Source organism: Rhodopirellula sp. UH5 (genome assembly GCF_056839225.1).
In genome coordinates this window covers 52,803-72,576 of sequence record NZ_CM166390.1, presented here as the reverse complement: position 1 = coordinate 72,576, position 19,774 = coordinate 52,803, and the positions used below count along the sequence as shown (strand labels likewise).

The 19,774-nt window shown below is 57.8% G+C and carries 15 protein-coding genes; 3 read left to right on the top strand and 12 right to left on the bottom strand.

The window, feature by feature from the left end:
- The first annotated feature begins 12 nt into the window (after positions 1–12).
- Both UH5x_RS00275 and UH5x_RS00270 read left to right on the top strand, forming a co-directional pair.
- Positions 13–3,549: a DUF7133 domain-containing protein gene (locus tag UH5x_RS00275; RefSeq protein WP_482634303.1), complete on the top strand. Its 3,537-nt coding sequence runs from the start codon at positions 13–15 to the stop codon at positions 3,547–3,549.
- Positions 3,550–3,554: 5 nt separating this feature from the next.
- Complete coding sequence (locus UH5x_RS00270) at positions 3,555–3,977, top strand: VOC family protein (protein ID WP_482634302.1); 423 nt, start codon at positions 3,555–3,557, stop codon at positions 3,975–3,977.
- Positions 3,978–4,395: 418 nt separating this feature from the next.
- On the opposite strand, the gene UH5x_RS00265 is transcribed toward UH5x_RS00270, so the two are convergent.
- The 3 genes from UH5x_RS00265 to UH5x_RS00255 all read right to left on the bottom strand — a co-directional run bounded on the left by UH5x_RS00265 (position 4,396) and on the right by UH5x_RS00255 (position 5,585).
- On the bottom strand, positions 4,396–4,521 hold the full coding sequence (locus UH5x_RS00265) for a hypothetical protein (protein WP_482634301.1): 126 nt from the start codon (positions 4,519–4,521) through the stop codon (positions 4,396–4,398).
- A gap of 181 nt (positions 4,522–4,702) precedes the next feature.
- Complete coding sequence (locus UH5x_RS00260; protein WP_482634300.1) at positions 4,703–5,086, bottom strand: hypothetical protein; 384 nt, start codon at positions 5,084–5,086, stop codon at positions 4,703–4,705.
- A gap of 103 nt (positions 5,087–5,189) precedes the next feature.
- Entirely contained in the window at positions 5,190–5,585 is a 396-nt protein-coding gene (locus tag UH5x_RS00255; RefSeq protein WP_047814858.1) for a hypothetical protein, read from the bottom strand.
- A gap of 101 nt (positions 5,586–5,686) precedes the next feature.
- Here UH5x_RS00255 and UH5x_RS00250 point away from each other — a divergent pair, with 101 nt between their 5' ends.
- Positions 5,687–6,499 carry a 4'-phosphopantetheinyl transferase family protein gene (locus tag UH5x_RS00250; protein ID WP_236696263.1) on the top strand — a complete coding sequence of 271 codons (813 nt, stop codon included), beginning with the start codon at positions 5,687–5,689 and terminating at the stop codon, positions 6,497–6,499.
- A gap of 375 nt (positions 6,500–6,874) precedes the next feature.
- Here the strand turns inward: UH5x_RS00250 and UH5x_RS00245 are convergent, their stop codons facing one another.
- From UH5x_RS00245 to UH5x_RS00205, 9 genes are all read right to left on the bottom strand, one after another.
- Positions 6,875–8,194: an FAD:protein FMN transferase gene (locus UH5x_RS00245; RefSeq protein WP_482634299.1), complete on the bottom strand. Its 1,320-nt coding sequence runs from the start codon at positions 8,192–8,194 to the stop codon at positions 6,875–6,877.
- A 413-nt stretch (positions 8,195–8,607) separates the two neighbouring features.
- On the bottom strand, positions 8,608–9,867 hold the full coding sequence (gene nqrF / locus UH5x_RS00240) for an NADH:ubiquinone reductase (Na(+)-transporting) subunit F (protein WP_047814836.1): 1,260 nt from the start codon (positions 9,865–9,867) through the stop codon (positions 8,608–8,610).
- Positions 9,868–10,002: 135 nt separating this feature from the next.
- Positions 10,003–10,644, bottom strand: a complete 642-nt coding sequence (gene nqrE, locus UH5x_RS00235; RefSeq protein ID WP_047814837.1) for an NADH:ubiquinone reductase (Na(+)-transporting) subunit E — start codon at positions 10,642–10,644, stop codon at positions 10,003–10,005.
- A gap of 3 nt (positions 10,645–10,647) precedes the next feature.
- The gene (locus UH5x_RS00230; RefSeq protein ID WP_007328967.1) at positions 10,648–11,274 is read right to left on the bottom strand and encodes an NADH:ubiquinone reductase (Na(+)-transporting) subunit D; all 627 of its coding nucleotides are present in this window, start codon (positions 11,272–11,274) and stop codon (positions 10,648–10,650) included.
- Positions 11,275–11,277: 3 nt separating this feature from the next.
- The gene (locus UH5x_RS00225) at positions 11,278–12,189 is read right to left on the bottom strand and encodes a Na(+)-translocating NADH-quinone reductase subunit C (protein WP_047814838.1); all 912 of its coding nucleotides are present in this window, start codon (positions 12,187–12,189) and stop codon (positions 11,278–11,280) included.
- Positions 12,176–13,435, bottom strand: a complete 1,260-nt coding sequence (locus tag UH5x_RS00220) for an NADH:ubiquinone reductase (Na(+)-transporting) subunit B (protein WP_047814839.1) — start codon at positions 13,433–13,435, stop codon at positions 12,176–12,178. Before UH5x_RS00220 ends, UH5x_RS00225 begins: the two co-directional genes overlap by 14 nt.
- A gap of 5 nt (positions 13,436–13,440) precedes the next feature.
- Complete coding sequence (locus tag UH5x_RS00215; RefSeq protein WP_047814840.1) at positions 13,441–14,811, bottom strand: Na(+)-translocating NADH-quinone reductase subunit A; 1,371 nt, start codon at positions 14,809–14,811, stop codon at positions 13,441–13,443.
- 1,973 nt (positions 14,812–16,784) lie between these two features.
- Positions 16,785–18,626, bottom strand: coding sequence for a hypothetical protein (locus tag UH5x_RS00210; protein WP_482634298.1), 1,842 nt, complete (start codon positions 18,624–18,626; stop codon positions 16,785–16,787).
- A gap of 31 nt (positions 18,627–18,657) precedes the next feature.
- Positions 18,658–19,665 carry a hypothetical protein gene (locus UH5x_RS00205; protein ID WP_482634297.1) on the bottom strand — a complete coding sequence of 336 codons (1,008 nt, stop codon included), beginning with the start codon at positions 19,663–19,665 and terminating at the stop codon, positions 18,658–18,660.
- Between the last annotated feature and the right edge of the window lie 109 nt (positions 19,666–19,774).

Sequence of the window (19,774 nt, the reverse complement as noted above, 5' to 3'; positions counted from 1 at the left end):
CGCCGCCGCCCAATGAGGTCTCTTATCTGCACCATGACGCCGTCAACCGATCCCACCTGCCGCTCATTTTTCCACTCGCAGCCTTGCTCATGGCGTCATTCGAGACCTGTCGCTCGATTTGCTCGCTGGATGGTTGGGGTCAGTCTCACCCTTGGCACATTGTCGTTCACCGTCGGCTTGCCTGAATCGGTCATCGTCCAGTCAGCCTCCGCAGACGAACCGGCGGCCGAATCCGTTTCCACGACCAAACCGGAGCCCTTGCCGCCGCAGATCGCAGAGGCCTCTGACGAAGCCGCCCAAGCCATGGCCGGGTTCAAAATCCCTGACGGCTGGACGATCGAACTTTTCGCGGCCGAACCCGACGTCGCGAACATTGTCGCGTTCACCGTTGATTCTCAAGGACGCGTGTACGTTTGCGAGAGCTTTCGGCAAAATCGTGGCGTGACCGACAACCGCGGCCACGACGACGAATGGTTGCTGGCCGACCTCGCCGCTGAAACCGTTCAAGACCGAATTGATTATCACAAACGCTTGCTCGGCGAAGCCGCGATCACCTACGCCCAACACGACGATCGAATTCGCCGCGTGGTCGACACCGATGGCGATGGGGTGGCCGACGAAGTCACCGTGGTCGCTGACGGATTCAACGGACTCGAAGAAGGCACTGGTGCCGGGATCTTGGTCCACGGTTCCGACATCTACTACACCTGCATTCCGAAACTCTGGAAGTTGACCGATGCCGACGACGACGGCGTCGCGGAAGACTCCCAGGTGCTGTCCGATGGTTATGGCGTCCGCGTGGCTTTCCGCGGTCACGACATGCACGGACTGATTCGTGGCTACGACGGACGACTTTACTTTTCGATTGGCGACCGCGGTTATCACGTCACCACTCCGGAAGGAAAGCTGCTTTCCAACCCCGCCGTCGGTGCCGTCTTCCGCTGCGAGATGGACGGCAGCAACTTAGAAATCTACTGCAACGGTTTGCGGAACCCACAGGAATTGGCCTTCAACGACGTCGGCGACTGGTTCACCGTCGACAACAACTCCGACAGTGGCGACAAAGCCCGTTTGGTTCATTTGCTCGAAGGTGGCGACACCGGCTGGCGGATGCACTACCAATACCTTCCCGATCGCGGCCCCTTCAACCGATTGAAGATTTGGGAACCTCACCACAACGAACAACCGGCTCACCTGGTTCCTCCGATCATCAACTTCACCGATGGCCCCTCGGGGTTGGCGTTTTACCCCGGCACTGGTTTTGGCGATCAGCTCAACAATCAATTCTTGATCTGCGACTTTCGAGGCGGTCCCTCCAACAGCGGCATCCGCTCGTTCTCCGTCGATCCCGCCGGTGCCTTTTACAAGATGGGCGCAGACGACCAACCAATCTGGAACATCCTCGCCACCGACCTCGCCTTCACCCCGTCCGGCGACCTGTTGGTCAGCGACTGGGTTGATGGCTGGGATGGAATCGGCAAGGGTCGCTTGTACAAACTCAGCGACCCCGCCCAACAAGACTCCGACGTGGTCACGGAAGTCCAAGAACTGCTCAGCGGTGAGCTGTCCGATGCCTCGGTCGAAGACTTGACCCAACAACTGCGACACATCGATCGCCGCGTGCGATTGAACGCCCAGTGGGAACTGGCCCTTCGCGGCGAACTGAAACCATTGCTGGAGATCGCCTCCGCCACCGACCTCGACGCACGCTTCCGTCTGCACGGAATCTGGGGATGCGAACACGCGGTTCGCTTGGATGCCACCCGACGTCCCGATGTGCTGGCCGCCAACCGTGGCTGGCTCACCGATTCCGATCCGATCCTCCGCGCCGCTGCCTGTGGATTGGCCGGCGATCAAAACGATGCCGAATCGATCGCCAAAGTCACCGAACTGCTGGCCGACGAGTCCGCTCGCGTGAAATACTTCGCAGCCATCTCGCTGTCCGAACTGCTGACCGCGCAAGCCAATGGCGCCGCTCCCAACCAGCAAGCTTTCGCGAGCGTGCTGCAAATTCTTGCGAACAACAACAACGTCGATCCCGCGCTGCGTCACGCCTGCACCCTGTTCCTTCGACGAGTCGCCACGGAAGACATGCTGGCTGGATTGGCATCCCACAACAGCGTTCCGGTTCGCCGCGCCGCCATCGCTGCACTGCGTGGACAAAGCAGCGAAAAAGTCACCGCGTTCCTATCCGATGCCAATTCGTTGGTGCTGGCCGAAGCCGCCATGGCGATTCACGATCAACCCATCCCGGCAGCCACCAACGACTTGGCCCAGTTGATTTCCGTCGCCGATTTGCCGCTCAGTTCCGATGCCTTGGTGCGCCGCGTGTTGGCCGCCAACTATCGCATCGGCACGGCAGACTCCGCCGCCGCACTGGCGTCCTTCGCCGCGTCGGGTGAAAAACCCACTTGGGCTCGCATCGAAGCGATCGACATGCTGGCCAACTGGGCCAAACCCGATCCACGCGACCGCGTCACCAACGAATACCGTCCGTTGGAACGACGCCCCGAGATCATCGCTCGCGAAGCCCTCGCCAAACACATCGAAGTCCTGATGATCACCGATCAAACGGTTCGCGAAAAAGCGATCGATGTCGGGTCCAAATTGGGGATCAAGAAGATCGCCCCACAACTGGTTGCCCGCACGAAAGACGCCCAATCACGGCCAGCCTCGCGAGCGTCCGCGCTCACTGCCCTGGCCCGACTCGAACCCGTGCAGGCCGTCCAGATCGCTCGAGCGATTGACTCAGAGCAACCCACGGCCTTGGTCACCGCCGCGTTGTCCGTGTTGGGCAAACACGACGGGCCAGCATCAGTGGATCGCTTCATCGCCGCCACGGCCACGGAAAGCCAACTCGTCCGCGGACTTGCTTGGGACCTGCTGGCAGAAATTGAATCCCCCGAAGCGGTCGAACACATCACCAAAGGCGTCAACGCTTACCTCGAGGACGACCTGCCTGCCGACGTCCAACTGAACGTCGTCGAAGCGGCCGCGAAACGCCTGCCTGACGACTGGAATGCGAAGATCGCAGCTCACCGCGAAGCACTTGCCAAGACCGAACCACTCGCCAAATGGATGGACTCACTGCACGGCGGCGACCCTGACAAAGGCGCCGCGCTGTTCTTTGGCAAAACCGAACTCTCGTGCGTGCGTTGCCACCAAGTCGACCGGACGGGCGGCGAAGTCGGTCCGGCTCTGACCTCCGTCGGAAAAATCCGTGACCGTCGCACGTTGCTGGAAGCGATCGCCTTGCCAGACGCCAAAATCGCAGAAGGCTTCGAGACCGCGATCATCGCCGATGAAGACGGACAAGTCTTCACGGGAATCGTGGGTGCTGAAACCGACGACGTGATCGACTTGATCGCCGCCGATGGCTCGCGCACACAGATCGAAAAGGACTACATCGTCGCTCGCAAAAAGGGAAAATCCTCGATGCCGGCTGGACTGACCGAGCAAATGACGGCTCGCGAACTGCGTGATTTGGTCGCGTACCTGGCCAGCCTCCAAGTCGAGCCACCCGCCGGCGAAGAAGGCGGCCACGAGTAGCCCCGATGAGCGTCGTGACCACCTTGAGCTTCGGCGGTCGAACCGAAGAAGCGTTCCAGCACTACCAATCGGTGCTCGACGCGCAAGTGTTGATGCTGATGCGCTTCCGTGAATGTCCCGACCCATCCATGGCGAAGCCTGGGTTGGAGGACAAAATCTTTCACGCGACGATCCGCATCGGATCCACCGAGTTGATGGCCAGCGACGTGGGCTGCGACGATCCCAATTTCGAAAGTGGTTTCGCCGGATTCGCCTTCGCCGTCCGTGCCGAATGCATCGAAGACGCAGAACGTCACTTCGCCGGCTTGAGCGAGCGGGGACACGTCCTGCTTCCACTCAAAGAAACTTTTTTCGCGACCCGATATGGAATCGTGATCGATCGTTTTGGTGTGTCATGGAAAATCACGGTCCCCGGCGACGTCCATTGATCATCTGGGAAAATCGGTTGAATGATTGACGGTTTTCTTCCCTGTTTCCTTGTTCCCAGGCTCTGCCTGGGAACGCCCTGTCTTGGAGGCTCCGCCTCCCGATTCTGTCTCAGCAGGCAGGGGATGTCGATTGATCAAAGGCAGCATTTGGTAGTGGACGAGGCAACAAGTCCCTTGCTTGGGTAGGCCTCGTCGCCTCGTCCACGACGGTTCAGGTCCTGGGCGAAGGACGCCTCGAAGAACGTCAGTCATAAAATCGACGTCCCGCGATGATCCGTGCATTCCTTCATCGCCCCTGCCCGATGGATCCGCCCCGGTCGGTTGACACACAATGTGCAACAACACCGCGACGCGGCGATCACGGCATGAAACGCGGCCAACGATGCCAGGCGAAAACTCCCCGCCTGGATCGAATGATTCAGGTAGCCGTGGCCCAAGTCACCAACAAGTCAACCGAACCGATCATCGCGACACCGACGCCGATCAGAATCGCTAGCAGGCAGGTGGCTGGAGTACGCACGACCTCCACTAAGCAGGTACGCATGTGTCATCGGGTATGTGAGCCGTTGGCGTTAGCCACGGTTTTCACGCACAACCGGGGCGAACGCCCAAACGGCTCACATGGTGTGCGTGGTCATTCCTGCCGACCTGCTTCCATCGTGATCTTCGATCATCGACTTTGTTTTAGATGGATGCGTCACGGCTTCGCCTGGCTTTCACGCGGGCTACTTTTCCCAGCGGTACCCTCGCGAAAGCACCTGCCCGTTTCGACCGTACGTTGGCTCCTGCCAGACCTTTCGGTAGCCCGTGCGATTCATCCGATGCTCCAGGGACCATTCGCTGAATCGCCGCGAACTCTTTCTCAGAGTCTGCACGGACAGCAAAACCACGACGCATGCGATCAAACATCCGGTGGTGTAAATCAGCCCGGGCCTGGATTCCACCTCCAACCGCGTTCCCGACGCCTTGGCCGTCAAACCGAAAAGAATCACGAATGCAGCAAGCGAGAAGTAAAGCACCGTCGCGACCACGGGACGGACCACCGCCAACTCAAACGAGGCCACGACAATCGGCAAAGCGATCAATGTTGCGAGACTGAAGCGAAACAAAGCTGGCCTCCGAAAGCAGTGACAGGTACGGGCAACTGCGCCCGCACTGGCACTTGCTCTTCCTACCATTCTAGCGGGTGGCTGCCATGAATGTCGCGGCGGCTCATCTGGCCTGCTGACGACGTTCCAGCTCTTGCAGGGTCGCGATGCGTTGATCGGCGTGCCGGATCAAGCTTTGCACGACGGCGATCCGCGTGTCCAAATCCCCTGTCAATTCACGTTGCAGATCAAACATCGCGACTTGCCATCGCTGGGTCTCGGGGGGCGCGTCGCTCAGTGGCAACGCCGTCTTCTTCACCGAATCCAGTCGCCGCTGCGTCTCGCGAGATTCCCCGCGTTGACGGATCGCCTTTTTGCGTCTCGAAATCGTCAGTCGAGCCAAGGCCCATCCCAACATCAAAAAGCCGGCGACCAACCACAGCGTTCCGCGGTCAAACGCGACGGACTCCAGGGCGCTTTCAGCGAACACGCAAACCGGGATTGGGTAGCAGAATGTCATGTCGTTCTCATCGAACGTTGAGGGCACAGCCCAACAATCATTCTCCGGATCCCCGTCAGCGTGATTGACGAGTCGGCCCAGTTTTGTCGATCATGGCAACCATGACGAAAACGCCCCCCCTAGAACCGCACACCGCCGATTCCCCCCAGCCCTCCGCTGCGCCGAATCATTCCGCCAAACAGCAGTCCCCGATCCAGCTTTGGTATGCCTCGGCGGCCGCCGACACACCCGGCAAAATCGAATCGTTCTGCATGCGTTGGCTGGCACAAGAAGAGCACCAATCCGCGGCCAAATTCCGAGTCGCCTCGGCTCGGCACCAGCACGTGATCGGTCGCGGCATGGCCCGCTTCCTGATCGCGGACACAGAAACGCCCCCGCATCAAATCCAGTTCCGCAACCTGGACCACGGCAAACCCATCGTCGAAACCCCGGAACTCTTGCGTCGACCGTTCAACATTGCCCACACGAAAGGGTTGGTGATCTGCGGTCTCGGAGCGGAAGCGGCCGACGAATGGCTGGGCGTCGACATCGAAGGCTTGGACCGGAAAACCGATCCGGGGCTGGCTCAACGTTACTTCGCCCCCGAAGAGATCGAACAGCTCGACCGGGTCAAAAACGGCGACGCGAAGCAAGCCTTGTTCCTCAAGATCTGGACACTCAAAGAAGCGTTCATCAAAGCCATTGGCACGGGGCTGAACACGCCCTTGGACCAATTCGCATTCGAGAAGGCCGCTTCGAATTCCCCGCGATTGATTCTCAAAGACGAATCCCTTGCCCAAGGACGACACTGGCAGATCCGCAACGTGATCCCACGGCAGGGCTACATCGCCGCCGTCGCACTCGGAACGAAAGCCAACAACGTCGTCCCCAAGATCGAACTCTTCGACTTCCGCAAACGCATGCAAGGCTCCTAGCTCCTAGCTCCTAGCTCCTAGCTCCTAGCTCGTGCTCGTGCTCGTGCTCGTGCTCGTGCTCGTGCTCCGCCACCTTCCGAGGTCGTGCGGCTTTTAAGTGCAACGCTTGCAACGCTTGCAACGCTTGCAGAACCCCGCCCGTGAAACGGGAGGGGTCGGAAAACGAGCGTTCAGCGAGAGTTCCGGGGGAGGGCAATTCGAGCTGCCGTCGCCACGCACCAGCCCTCACTCCGCGTATCCGTGTCTTTCCGTACGATCCACCAACGCCAAACACAACCAGCATCAGCACCACTCGGGGTTCCACTCGGCCTGGCAAGCTCGCCATTCCTCGCCCTGACGCAGGCATTCCCAACGAAATGACCGGGCACAAACGCCCTACTTCTCGGCCATCTTGTCGCGGAGCTCTTGGCAGGCTTCTGAGGGCGTGCTGCACATCGTGCAGCGAGACACGCCATCCTCGTCGACCTTGGCATTCAATCCGCCGCAAGAACCACTGATCGCTTGACGTCCGAAAATGACCCCGACGGCCATCGCGAGCAACACGGCCCCAAACGTGAGACCGGTCATCAACAACACGGGCGCCATTCGCTGAGCGAACGACGGGTCTTCGGCTTCATCGGCCTGCGTCGCAGCGACCTCGTTGCCCGCCGTGGATTCCGAACCGTCGACGTCGGCATACGGAGCCAACTCACCCGTCCCACTGGACACCAACCCGTCATTGAAACGCTGCACGAGCAACACACTGAGACCATTCTCGCGTGCCAATCGCATCGCGTCTTCATAACCAACCACGTTCAGCGCCGTCGCCCAGCCATCGGCGAGCATGCACGTCTCGGTGATCACGCTGACCGAGGCCAACCCGTTCGTGACAGGACGCCCGGTGCGTGGGTCGATCGTGTGCGAATAACGCTGGTCATCGACCTCGAAGAAATTTCGGTAGTCACCCGACGTCGCCATCGCAGCATCGCGAATCTTGTGAGCGACCAACAAGTCTTGCCCACCCGTGTCGGGTCGTTGGATCCCAACCTTCCATGAATCGCCAGACTTATCGCCTGCTACTCGGACCTCGCCCCCCACTTCAACGAACACGTTGTCCGCGCCGCGACCAGCCAACAACTCAACGAGTCGGTCCACACCGTGGCCCTTGGCAATCGAAGACAGATCGACGCGCAACTCCGCGATGCCCTTCTTCAGAGCAGGTGGATCGAGACGTGACTGCAGATGCTGGTGACCGATGCTCTGCTTCAACTCACGCAGTTCCGCTTCGCTGGGGACATCGTTCTTGCGTTCGCCAACGCCAAAGCTCCAGCGATCAACCAACGGCCCCACGGTCACATCAAATGCACCGTCCGTTTTCTGCGACAGTTCCAACGCCGCCGCAACCACACCAGCGGTTTCGGCACTGACGTCGAACCAGTCCGTTGACTCGGAGGCATTGAACTGACTCAATTCCGACGATTTCAAGTACGTCGACATTTGATCATTGACGGAGCGTAGTTCGCGCTCAATCGCCGTTGCGGTCTCAGAATCCCAATCGGCCGTTTCCGGCGGCGAGTGGACTTTGACCATGTAGGTCGTGCCCATCGTTGCACCACGAAACGTCAACGGATCCGCGGCAACCACCGCGGAAATCCAACACGTCGTCGCAAGGATCCAATGCCCGAGGAAAGCGACGACGCTGGCAGGTTTTCTCATCGAAAGATTCGCATGTGTTCGAGTGCTGAGAGCGAACGAGCCCACCTCATCCGCAAGCGGTGGCGTTGCATCCCTCAATCATGCAGCTTGTCGTTGTGTCACTTCACTGAGTCCTGAGCGAAAAGCAAAGCAGGTCTGATCAAGTATGTGAGCCGTTGGCGTTAGCCACGGTTTTCACGCACAACCGGGGCGAACGGCTCCGTCATTCCACAGACCGCCACCCTTCAGATCAAAGACTCAGCAGTCCTGAGTCCTAGAAGCTATTGGTCTGTCACAGCTAAAAGTCAGGGTTGATCGTAGTGGACGAGGCCACGAGTCCTTGGATTTGACGCCCGTTTAGGACTCGTGGCCTCGTCCACCACCCTAAAAACAAGTCCTGACAGACCACTAGAAGCTAGAAGCTAGCCCCTTCATCAGCCACCGAAGTCATCGTAAGCGATGTTTTCCGGTTCGACACCCAAATCATCCAGCATGCGGAACACGGCGGCGTTCATCATCGGTGGACCACAGATGTAGTACTCGATGTCTTCCGGTGCCGGGTGGTTGCGGAGGTAGTTGTCCAACAAGACTTGGTGAATGAAGCCGACGTACCCGTCCCAATTGTCTTCCGGTTGAGGCTCAGACAATGCGATGTTGAACTTGAAGTTCGGGAAGTCCTTTTCGATCTCACGGAACTGATCGATGTAGAACAGTTCCCGAAGACTTCGGCCGCCGTACCAATAGCTGACCTTGCGGTCCGTCTTTTGGCGTTTGAACAGCTCGAAGATGTGACTTCGCAGCGGTGCCATCCCAGCACCACCCCCGATGTAAACCATTTCGGCGTCACTGTCCTTGATGAAGAATTCACCGTATGGACCGCTGATCGTGGCTTTGTCACCTGGCTTGAGCGAGAAGATGTAACTGCTCATTTTCCCAGGAGGTGTTCCCTCGGGAGCACGTGGTGGCGGAGACGCAACCCGGATGTTGAGCATGATGATGCCCTTCTCGCCGGGGTAGTTGGCCATCGAATAAGCGCGGATGACAGGCTCATCGACCTTCGACACATAACGCCAAATGTTGTACTGGTCCCAGTCAGGGTGATACTCTTCGTCGATGTCGAAATCTTTGTAGTGGATCTCGTGAGGTGGGCACTCAATTTGGATGTAACCACCCGCACGGAAATCGACCTCGGCACCTTCGGGAAGTTGCAGAACAAATTCCTTGATGAAGGTCGCAACGTTGTCGTTGCTCTTGACCGTGCATTCCCATTTCTGGGTGTCAAACGCTTCCGGTGGAACTTCCACAACCATGTCGGTCTTCACAGCGACTTGGCAGGACAATCGTTCGCCCTCGGCGGCTTCTTTCTTGTTGATGTGACCGGTCTCGGTCGCCAACAAGTCGCCACCACCTTCGGTGACTTTGACTTTGCACTGGGCACAGGTCCCACCGCCGCCGCAGGCACTGCTGACGAAGATGCCCGCATCAGCGAGAGCACCGAGCAGCTTTCCGCCGGCCGGGACGGAAATTTCTTTTTGGCCGTTGATCATGATTTTGACCGGGCCGGAAGCAACCAATTGGCTTTTGGCGGCCAAAATCAGCAGCACCAATGCGATCACCACAACGGTGAACATGACGACGCCGAGAATGACGACCGTGCTGGCGGAGGCCGCAATCATCAGAGGAAGGGAAAGCATTTTAAATCAAAAGTTGAGGGGTGCACGCGAGGCAAATCAGCCTGACAGTCAAAACTCACGTCAGCCTCGGAGGCTGACAAACTCACTGCTGCCAGCCATCTGACTGACGCACGTCGTTGCGGCGGTTCGAATTCGTTACAGCTGGATGCCGCTGAAGGACATGAATGCCAACGACATCAAACCAACCGTGATGAACGTGATTCCCAAACCGCGAAGCGGCGGAGGAACGTCGCTGTACTTCAATTTTTCGCGAATTCCGGCCAGCGCCATGATCGCCAACGCCCAACCCACGCCACAGCCGAAGCCGAAGACAACGGATTCGCCAAACGCGTACTCACGTTGTTCCATGAACAACGACGCACCCAAGATGGCGCAGTTCACGGTGATCAGGGGAAGGAAGATCCCCAGGGCGTTGTAAAGGCTGGGCATGAATCGATCCAGGAACATTTCCAAGATCTGAACCATGGCGGCGATCACGCCGATGTAGCTGATGAACCCGAGGAAGGTCAGGTCGACCTCCGCGAAGTTGTAGGTGTCCGTGCTGATCAGGTAATCGTTGACCCAAGTCAACGCTCCCTTCTTTAGCAACAGACTGTAGATCAATTGGTTGGCAGGAACGGTGATGGTTTCAATCGCGATGACCGCGATGCCCAAGCCGATTGCCGTCTTGACGTTTTTGCTGACCGCCAAGAACGTGCACATTCCCAAAAAGAATGCGAGTGCAAGGTTCTCGACGAAGACAGCCTTCAAAAAGATGCTGAGGTATTGTTCGACCATGACTTAGGCCTCTTCGATTTGTTCGGGTTTGTTCAAGCGGATCACCCAAATCATGAACCCAATGATGAAGAACGCACTGGGCGGCAACAGCATCAAGTTGTTGGGGTTGTACCAGCCGCCGTTGCGGTCCAGTTGAAAGAGTTCAAAGCCCAACAGCGAACCGCTGCCGAACAATTCGCGGAAGAACGCGACGACGATCAGGACCAATCCGTAGCCCAGGCCGTTGCCGATCCCATCCAGGAAGCTGATCCAAACGCCGTTCTTCATGGCGAAGCCTTCGGCACGTCCCATGACGATGCAGTTGGTGATGATCAGGCCCACGAAGACCGAAAGTTGTTTGCTGATTTCGTACATGTACGCCTTCAGAACTTGGTCAACGACAATCACCAGCGATGCAATCACGGTCATCTGCACGATGATCCGGATGCTGCCGGGAATGTAGTGACGAATGGACGACACCGCCGCGTTCGAACACCCAGTCACGGCGATCACGGCAAGTGCCATGACGATCGAGACCTGGATGCTGGTCGTCACAGCCAGAGCACTACAAATGCCCAGGATCTGCAACGCGATTGGGTTGTTGTCGATGACGGGTCCGAACAGGACCTTGCCGACTTTGGGGGCAGCCATGGTTTACTCTCCCACCGGTTCTTTGGGACCGACGTTGTCGATGTCGTATTGCTCGACACCGCTTTCGACGGAGGATTCAGGTTGATCGGCTTCCGCGGATGCGTCACCGGTAAGTCGTTGCTTCAGTTTGTCGAGGAACGGACCGTATCCGTTGGAACCCGCCCAGTAACGCACCAGGTTGGTCACACCGCGACAAGTGATCGTGGCACCGGACAATCCATCGACGGCGAAATCGTCGCCATCGGGGGCAGGTCCCTTCGCGACACGAGCGGCAGGCGTGCCGTCGGTGTCATACAGTTTGTTGCCGACCCACTGAGCTTTCCATTTCGTGTTGTCCACTTCGCCACCCAAACCAGGTGTCTCCGCGTGCTCGTAGAAAGTCAAACCAGCGATCGTTTCGAGATCGTTCTTCAAGGCCATGTAGCCGTACAGCGTTGACCAAAGGCCTTTGCCGTAGACCGGCAAGACGACCATTTCGATCTTCTCGCTGCCAGGTTTCTTCACGTAGTAAACGCGAGCGACTTTTTCACGACGAGGGACGCCGATGTCGAACTGCGGGTCCGTGATTTCGATGCTCTCGGAATCTTTCTTCGCCGCTTCGCGAGGGTCGTATTTCTCGGCCTTTTCGCCTTCGAGATCGGTGTAAACGTCACCCGTTTCAAGGTCGATCAATTCGGGGCTGACCCAGGCCCAAAGCTTTTCAATTTGCTCTTTGTCCAGCTCGGCGGCTGGCTTTCCAAATTCGCCCAACGACAAACCGGCCGCATCCAAGATGTTGCGTTGGCGGTCGAGGACCTTGTTCTCTTCTTGCAGTGGACGCAGTGCCACCGCAGCGGCACTGACGGCGAACGAACAGACCACGCACAAAATCGTCGCGGTCACGATCGTTTTCAAAGTGGAATCAGGCTGTGACATAGCGTGCGGCCCTCCGGCGGATGTTGAGTTGGACGACGCCCCAATCGATCAACGGTGCGAACACGTTGCCGAACAAGATCGCCAGCATGATGCCTTCAGGGAAAGCAGGGTTGACGACGCGAATCAGCACGGTCATGAACCCAATCAGGATTCCGTAAACCCATTTGCCGGTCTCGGTCATCGAGGCACTGACCGGGTCGGTCGCCATGAACACCAAACCAAAGGCGAGGCCGCCGATGACGAGGTGCCAGTAAAACGGCACAGCGAACATGGCGTTCGTTTCACTGCCAGCAAAGTTGAGCAACAAGGCGGTGGCGGTCACACCAGCGATCACGCCGGCCATGATTTTCCATGATCCGATGCCCGAAGCGATCAGAATCAAAGCACCGACCAAGCACAGCAGAGCACTGGTCTCGCCGACACACCCTTGAATCGTGCCGATGAAAGCACTCATCCAGGTGATCGGTTCCTCGGTGCCCCAAACGTATTGAACGGCACTCAGCGAACCAACCGCGTCTTCGCTGGCGTTGGCCATTTGTCCCAGTGCGGTTGCACCGGAGAAGCCATCGACTGCGGTCCAGACTTTGTCACCGCTGATTTGACCAGCGTAAGCGAAGTACAGGAACGCTCGCGAAGTCAGCGCCACGTTGAGGAAGTTGCGTCCCGTGCCGCCAAAGACTTCTTTGGCGACAATCACCCCGAATGCGATCCCCACGGCGACCTGCCAGAGCGGAATCGAAGCGGGCAGGGTGAGCGGAAACAGCAATCCAGTGACCAGGAAGCCTTCATTGATCTCGTGCCCCCGTAGGACACTGAAGACCAATTCGACATGTCCCCCCACGAACATACAAACCGCGTAAATGGGGATGAAGAAGATCGCCCCATAAATGAAGTTGTCGACGTGGTTGGCTGGATCGTGTCCGAGCCCGATGGCGGTGTGAACGGTGTGGTGCCAGTCGTAATCGACTGCCACGTTGGCATCGGTCATCTTTTGGATGGCCGAGTTGGCTTGATACCCAGTGTTCCACATGCCGAACAACGTGACCGGAATCAACGCGAAGACGACCGTGATCATCATGCGTTTCAGGTCAATGTTGTCGCGCACGTGCGTGCGTCCGTGAGCCGTCTCGCCTGGCGTGAACAAGAACGTGTCGAGAGCTTCGTACATTGGGTACGCTTTCTCGAGCAGTCCGCCTTTGGCAAAGAACGGGTGGACGCTGTCAAATGCGTCACGTAATGCTTTCATATTCCTTAACCTTCACGCTCAATGGTTGTCAGGTTTTCTCGGATCAAGGATCCATATTCGTATTTACCGGGGCACACGAACGTGCACAGGGCCAAGTCTTCTTCTTCCAGCTCCAGCACGCCGAGCTGCTGAGCCGAATCGGTGTCACGAACGATCAACGCTCGCAACAATTGTGTTGCCAAGATGTCCATCGGCATCACCTTTTCGTAGGTGCCCAGTGGAACCATCGCTCGTTCGCTGCCGCCGGTCGACGACGTGAAGTCAAATTTGCGGTCCGGGGTCAATGCCGAGGCAAACACGCGGGTGACCGAGAACTTGTCAAAGCCTGGTTTCTGCCAGCCCATGAATTCGCGGTGGTCCCCTTCTTCGATCACCGACACTTGATTGTCGTAGCGTCCCAGGAACTGATGCGGTGCCGCCGCAATGTGCCCGTTGAGTACCGAACCCGAGATGACTCGTAGTTTGACGGAGGTGTCGACTTCACCCTCGACCAATTCGTCGATGCAAGCGCCCAAGCGGGTTTCGATCAATCGTGGCTGGTTGACCTTCGGGCCTGCCAACGAGATCACTCGGCGAGTGTCCAGTTGACCGGTCTGCAGGAATGAACCGATCGCGATCACGTCTTGGTAACCGATGTACCAAACTGTTTTGTTGAGGCTGACGGGATCCAAATAATGAATGTGAGTTCCGGCCAATCCAGCGGGGTGAGGTCCCGAGAACGCCGATGACTGGACTCCCGCGACGTCGCCGCCAGGAATCGATGCCTTTTCGGCTTGGCAAAGATGCACGGGACCATCGGTCAGACGCGTCAACGCCTGCAAACCGATCACGAACTGGTCCTTGCGATCCGCCAACACCACGGCGGGGTCCGCTGCCAAGGGATTGGTGTCGATCGCGGTAACGAAAATCGAATGGGGTGCCGAATCAATCGCCGGCACCTTGCCGAACGGGCGAGTACGAAGCGATGACCACAGCCCGATTTGGACCAAGCCATCGACCAGCTTTTCGCGAGCAATCGAGACGGGATCCGAGCCTGCGATGCCTGCGACCGTGGTCGATTCGGTCGAATCCAAATCGACGTCGATGACAATCGCTTCGAACTTTCGTTTCGCGCCGCGAACGACGTCGGCCACGGTGCCCGAGGCGGGGGCGGTGTAGATCACGCCCGGGGTTTTCTTGTCTTCAAATACCGGCTGGCCCAAGACAACTCGGTCGCCCGCGGCCACCAACATCGTGGGCTTCATTCCGATGTAATCATCGCCCAACAAAGCCACTTGACGGATCGCCGGACCGGCTTCCATGTGCTGTTCGGGGCATCCCGTGATGGGCAGATCGAGCCCCTTCTTGATCCGGGTCACGCTTTGAGTCATTGCCATGAATGGGCACTTTGTGAAATTTGTAACAAAGTCGGTTCGAGCCAAAGCCCGCGTTGTTTTTCGATCGAAAAAAGCCGAAAAAATTGTCGCGGGCCAAGCAAGTGGACACTATTGCATAGCGTTAGAAGATTGACAACGGCAGATGACGGTCGTTCGTGCCGGGATATTGTCCACCTTGGTCAATGAAGTCCGCCCATGCAAAAGAAGCCGGATGTGCGGGTGAATTTGATCTTTGAGAGGGAGTGTTTTTGGGCTGTTTGCGACCCACCATTCCGGCCTGGGCCAGAGTCGAACACTCATCGCAATGGTTCCGTCGGTCCAGTCCCCAACTCAGAGCCATTCTCTCGTCCAAGGTTTCCCGCGATCGCGTCAGGCGTCTCGACGATCCCACCCCAGCACGCAAACAGTTGAGGACAACTGTTCTACTCTGAATCAGTGTAGAACAATTGTCTCAATTGTTCCGTCGGGCCAGTTTCCAACTCCGAACCATTCTCTCGTCCAGGGTTTCCCGCGATCGCGTCTCGCGGCTCGACTTTCCCACCCCAGCACGCAAACAGTTGAGGACAACTGTTCTACTCTGAATCAGCCAAAGTCGAGCCTGAACCCAAGACAAGAAACCCCTCTGCGCCTCCGCGACTCACCGCCTCTGCGTCAAACGTCCCCCGCGATCGCGTCGCGCTGCTCGACGATCCCACCCCAGCACGCAAACAGTTGAGGACAACTGTTCTACTCTGAATCAGTGTAGAACAATTGTCTCAATTGTTCCGTCGGGCCAGTTTCCAACTCCGAACCATTTTCTCGTCCAAGGTTTCCCGCGATCGCGTCAGGCGGCTCGACGATCCCACCCCGGCACGCAAACAGCTGGGGACAACTGTTCTACTCTGAATCAGTGTAGAACAATTGTCTCAATTGTTCCGTCGGGCCAGTTTCCAACTCCGAACCATTCTCTCGTCCAAGGTTTCCCGCGATCGCGTCACGCGTCTCGACGATCCCACCCCAGCACGCAAACAGTTGGGGACAACTGTTCTACTCTGAATCAGTGTAGAACAATTGTCTCAATTGTTCCGTCGGGCCAGTTTCCAACTCCGAACCATTCTCTCGTCCAAGGTTTCCCGCGATCGCGTCACGCGACTCGACGATCCCACCCCAGCACGCAAACAGTTGGGGACAACTGTTCTACTCTGAATCAGTGTAGAACAATTGTCTCAATTGTTCCGTCGGGCCAGTTTCCAACTCCGAACCATTCTCTCGTCCAAGGTTTCCCGCGATCGCGTCAGGCGGCTCGACGATCCCACCCCAGCACGCAAACAGTTGGGGACAACTGTTCTACTCTGGCCCAGCCAAAGTCGAGCCTGAACCCAAGACAAGAAACCCCTCCGCGCCTCCGCGACTCACCGCCTCTGCGGCAAACCTCCCCCTCGATCGCGTCACGCCGCTCGACGATCCCACCCCAGCACGCAAACAGTTGAGGACAACTGTTCTATTCTGAATCAGTGTAGAACAATTGTCTCAATTGTTCCGTCGGGCCAGTTTCCAACTCCGAACCATTCTCGCGTCCAAGGTTTCCCGCGATCGCGTCAGGCGTCTCGACGATCCCACCCCGGCACGCAAACAGTTGGGGACAACTGTTCTACTCTGAATCAGCCAAAGTCGAGCTTGGAACCCAAGACAAGAAACCCCTCCGCGCCTCCGCGACTCACCGCCTCTGCGTCAAACCTCCCCCGCGATCGCGTCGCGCTGCTCGACGATCCCACCCCAGCACGCAAACAGTTGAGGACAACTGTTCTACTCTGAATCAGTGTAGAACAATTGTCTCAATTGTTCCGCCGGGCCAGTTTCCAACTCCGAACCATTCTCTCGTCCAAGGTTTCCCGCGATCGCGTCAGGCGGCTCGACGATCCCACGCCAGCACGCAAACAACTGAGGACAACTGTTCGACTCTGCTTCGCAAACGAACGCCTTGGGGAAGAGGCTCAATCGAGCTTCACCGTCACAGGCTCGCTGCCCACCTTCGCGTCTTTCACGACGATGGCTTCCGGTGCATCCTTGCCAGCTTTGACGTGGAACGCCTTGCCTTTCGGGGCCCCCGGTTCGAACGAATTCCCCGCCACACGGACGGTGTACAACACTTCGTTTGTGCTGGCATCCACCAACTGAACCACTGGATTTTCGACGTCAAACGTGATCTCGCCGAGCTTGCCCCACGATGGTGGGTTGTAGTTGTCAAACTGCGAAATCGTCAGCGGCCAACCAGGATATTGCTTGGCCGACGGATCGGTCACATCCACGTTTCGTGGCCAGCATTCCATGGTGATGTCGCGGGTTTTCGTATTGAAACGAACGATGCCGAAACCAGCCGCCCGCGTGTTCAGCAGATTGCCAGCGGGCTTCTTGGCGGGATTGGCCGCGGCGTAGTTGGTGACCTTGTTGGCAAATCCATCCAGCGAATCGCCAGTGTATTCGGGGGCACCAGGCTCGCGGTTTTTGCCCGGCTCGAGCGGTTCCCACCAACGCAGATACAAGTTGGCAATCGAAGGCACACAGAACGACCAAATCGAATCGCGGTACTCGTCGATGCCGTGGTGAAAGATGGTCGCCAAGTGCTGGTCGCCGGCGTAGTGAAACGCGAACGCCCTGCGAAGTTCGGCAAGCGCCCGATTGCGGCCCGTTTGAGGCCAACCGTTGGAATCCATGTCCGCGTGCAAACGACCGTTGGCGGCGCCGTGAATGTGTGCCCCGCCGCAGAAAATCGTCTGTGACAAAGCGACCTTCATGTCCGCGTCGGTCCAATCGGCGGCCCAGTTTTCGATGAAGTCCAATTGTCGCTCGCCCATCAAGATCGCTCCCTCCACATCAACGCTGGCTGGGTCGTAGTCCGGGTTGCGGATGTGGTCGGGACGAGGCCCCTGCTTTGGCACGCGTCCAGCGGGTCCGGTTTTGAATTTGCGATCTTCGAGAATCGCGAAATCGATGTTACCCCAATTCAGGTTGGTGAAGTAAACGCCAATGCCCTGGCCAATTTTGTGCGGGTCGACGGGATCGGGCAGGTGGCTGGTTTGCGCCCGCTCGACTTCTTGCACATAGACGCCGGGTTGCAAGTAACCACCATCGGAAGCGCCGCTGAGAGTCGAGATCTTTCCACTTTCGCCCCACAAATTGGGCTGGCCCACATCGTGGTCATCCGGCAGACAGACGGTGGGACGATCTTTGATGATGTCGCCAAAATCGCGGCCGAATTTCAACCAAGCTGCGTAGTGGCGATTGTGGTCGTAAACCTGGTCACCGGAAAAGAACAACACGTCGGCGTCGACTTTGTTGACGTTGTCAATCAAGTCCTGACGCGATATGTCACCGCCGTGAGCAGGTTGGATCGAGTTGCCGGTGAAGCCCGCGACGACAATCTCTTCTTTGTCGACCGGGTTCTTTCGAATCGTGCCTTCGTAGAACGCTTCCGCACCGTGCGCGACGCGGTACTTGAAGTTTTGAGTGTCGTCCCAGTTTTCGACGCGGAAGGGCGCTGTCCAACCGGCTTCGATCACGTTCGCCTTGGCGACCTCGGTCCACTGACCGTCCTTTTCAATTTCTAAGCGAACGACCTTGGGATCGCTGGCATCGAGCGGGTACAGCTGCGCTGTCAGTTTCAAGGTTTTGTCATGAACCGTGTACAGCGCAAAACAGATGACGTCTTTCTTCGCGACGTCGGGGATACTCAAGTCCGCTCGTCGCCGAGCCCGATTTCCTGCTTGCGCAAAGACGGAATCGGCGGTGACCAGCAGTGCCAGGCAACAGAGTGCCAGACGGTTCAATGACTTCATGACGTTTCCTAAAGGGGCAACAAGTTGTTTTTCATGAGGTGAGTTCGATCGCGAGCGCCGCGTTTTCAGCGGACGACGCGGCGGGTTGCTTCGCAGCTTCCGTCGCTTTGGCTGGCACCGACGATTCTCGCCGATGCCACAGAACGACCAAGTACAGAGGAATCAGAAAATGAGGGGCCCGCAACACGGCTTCGTGCAGAAATTGGTCCGCTCCCCAATAGTTTAGGCTCATCGACATCCCAGCGACGGGACGGGCCGCCGAGGTGAGAAACCCCCAAAGGGTGGCGTAACCTGCCGCCCACCGCCGCAGCGGAGGCACAAAAATCGCCGCACACACGGCGAAATCCAGCGCACCAAAGGTTCGCAACAAAACCCTGGCGGTTTCGTACTCAACTCCTAACGAAACCGAAATCATGCCGTAAAAGAACGGCGGAGTCGGCCACCATCCAATCGCGTAGCAGCCGTGCCCAGCAAACGTTGCGACCAACGCGACCATCGCGGTGACCACAGTGACACGGTGACGGGCACCAAATTTCAACGCCAACACCAACAAAATCGGCGTGAGCATCTGACCGCCGTGTTCCAGAAACATCGGGAATTGCCGCTGAGCACCGACGTATTTCGCATAGCTCAGCACGGCCAACAGACCGCTGCCGCCGATCAAGGCGGCCATTTGAAACGTGGACCTCCGCCGAACGGTCAGCGTGAGCACGGCGCATCCAAGGTACAACCAAGTGATCCGGGAGAGCCAGATTTGCAGCCAACCGTCGTCGGCTCCCGTCCCCACGAATTCATCCCAACTGACCCCCAACCATTCGGCAAAGCGGTAGGTCGCATCCTGCCAGAGCAGCACGCCGTAGGGTCCTTCCCAGTAGTAGTGCCCCCACGTCCAACCTGCAAAACACAAAAACGCCGCGACGCGTAGGATCGTCACCAGCCCGCGATCCTGCCTGGCTTGTTCGCCAGAGGCATCGCTCGATCGATCCACGCCGGAATCAGGACTCGTTTTCGCGGCGGATTCGGATGGACTGGCTTTCATCAGCAACGTGTCAAAGGCGTCGACTCAGGGCAAGCCAAAAAGGCTTATGAATGGGGCACCATTGTAACCTGCCAACGCTGTGAATTGACAGCATGAGATGCGATCCCAG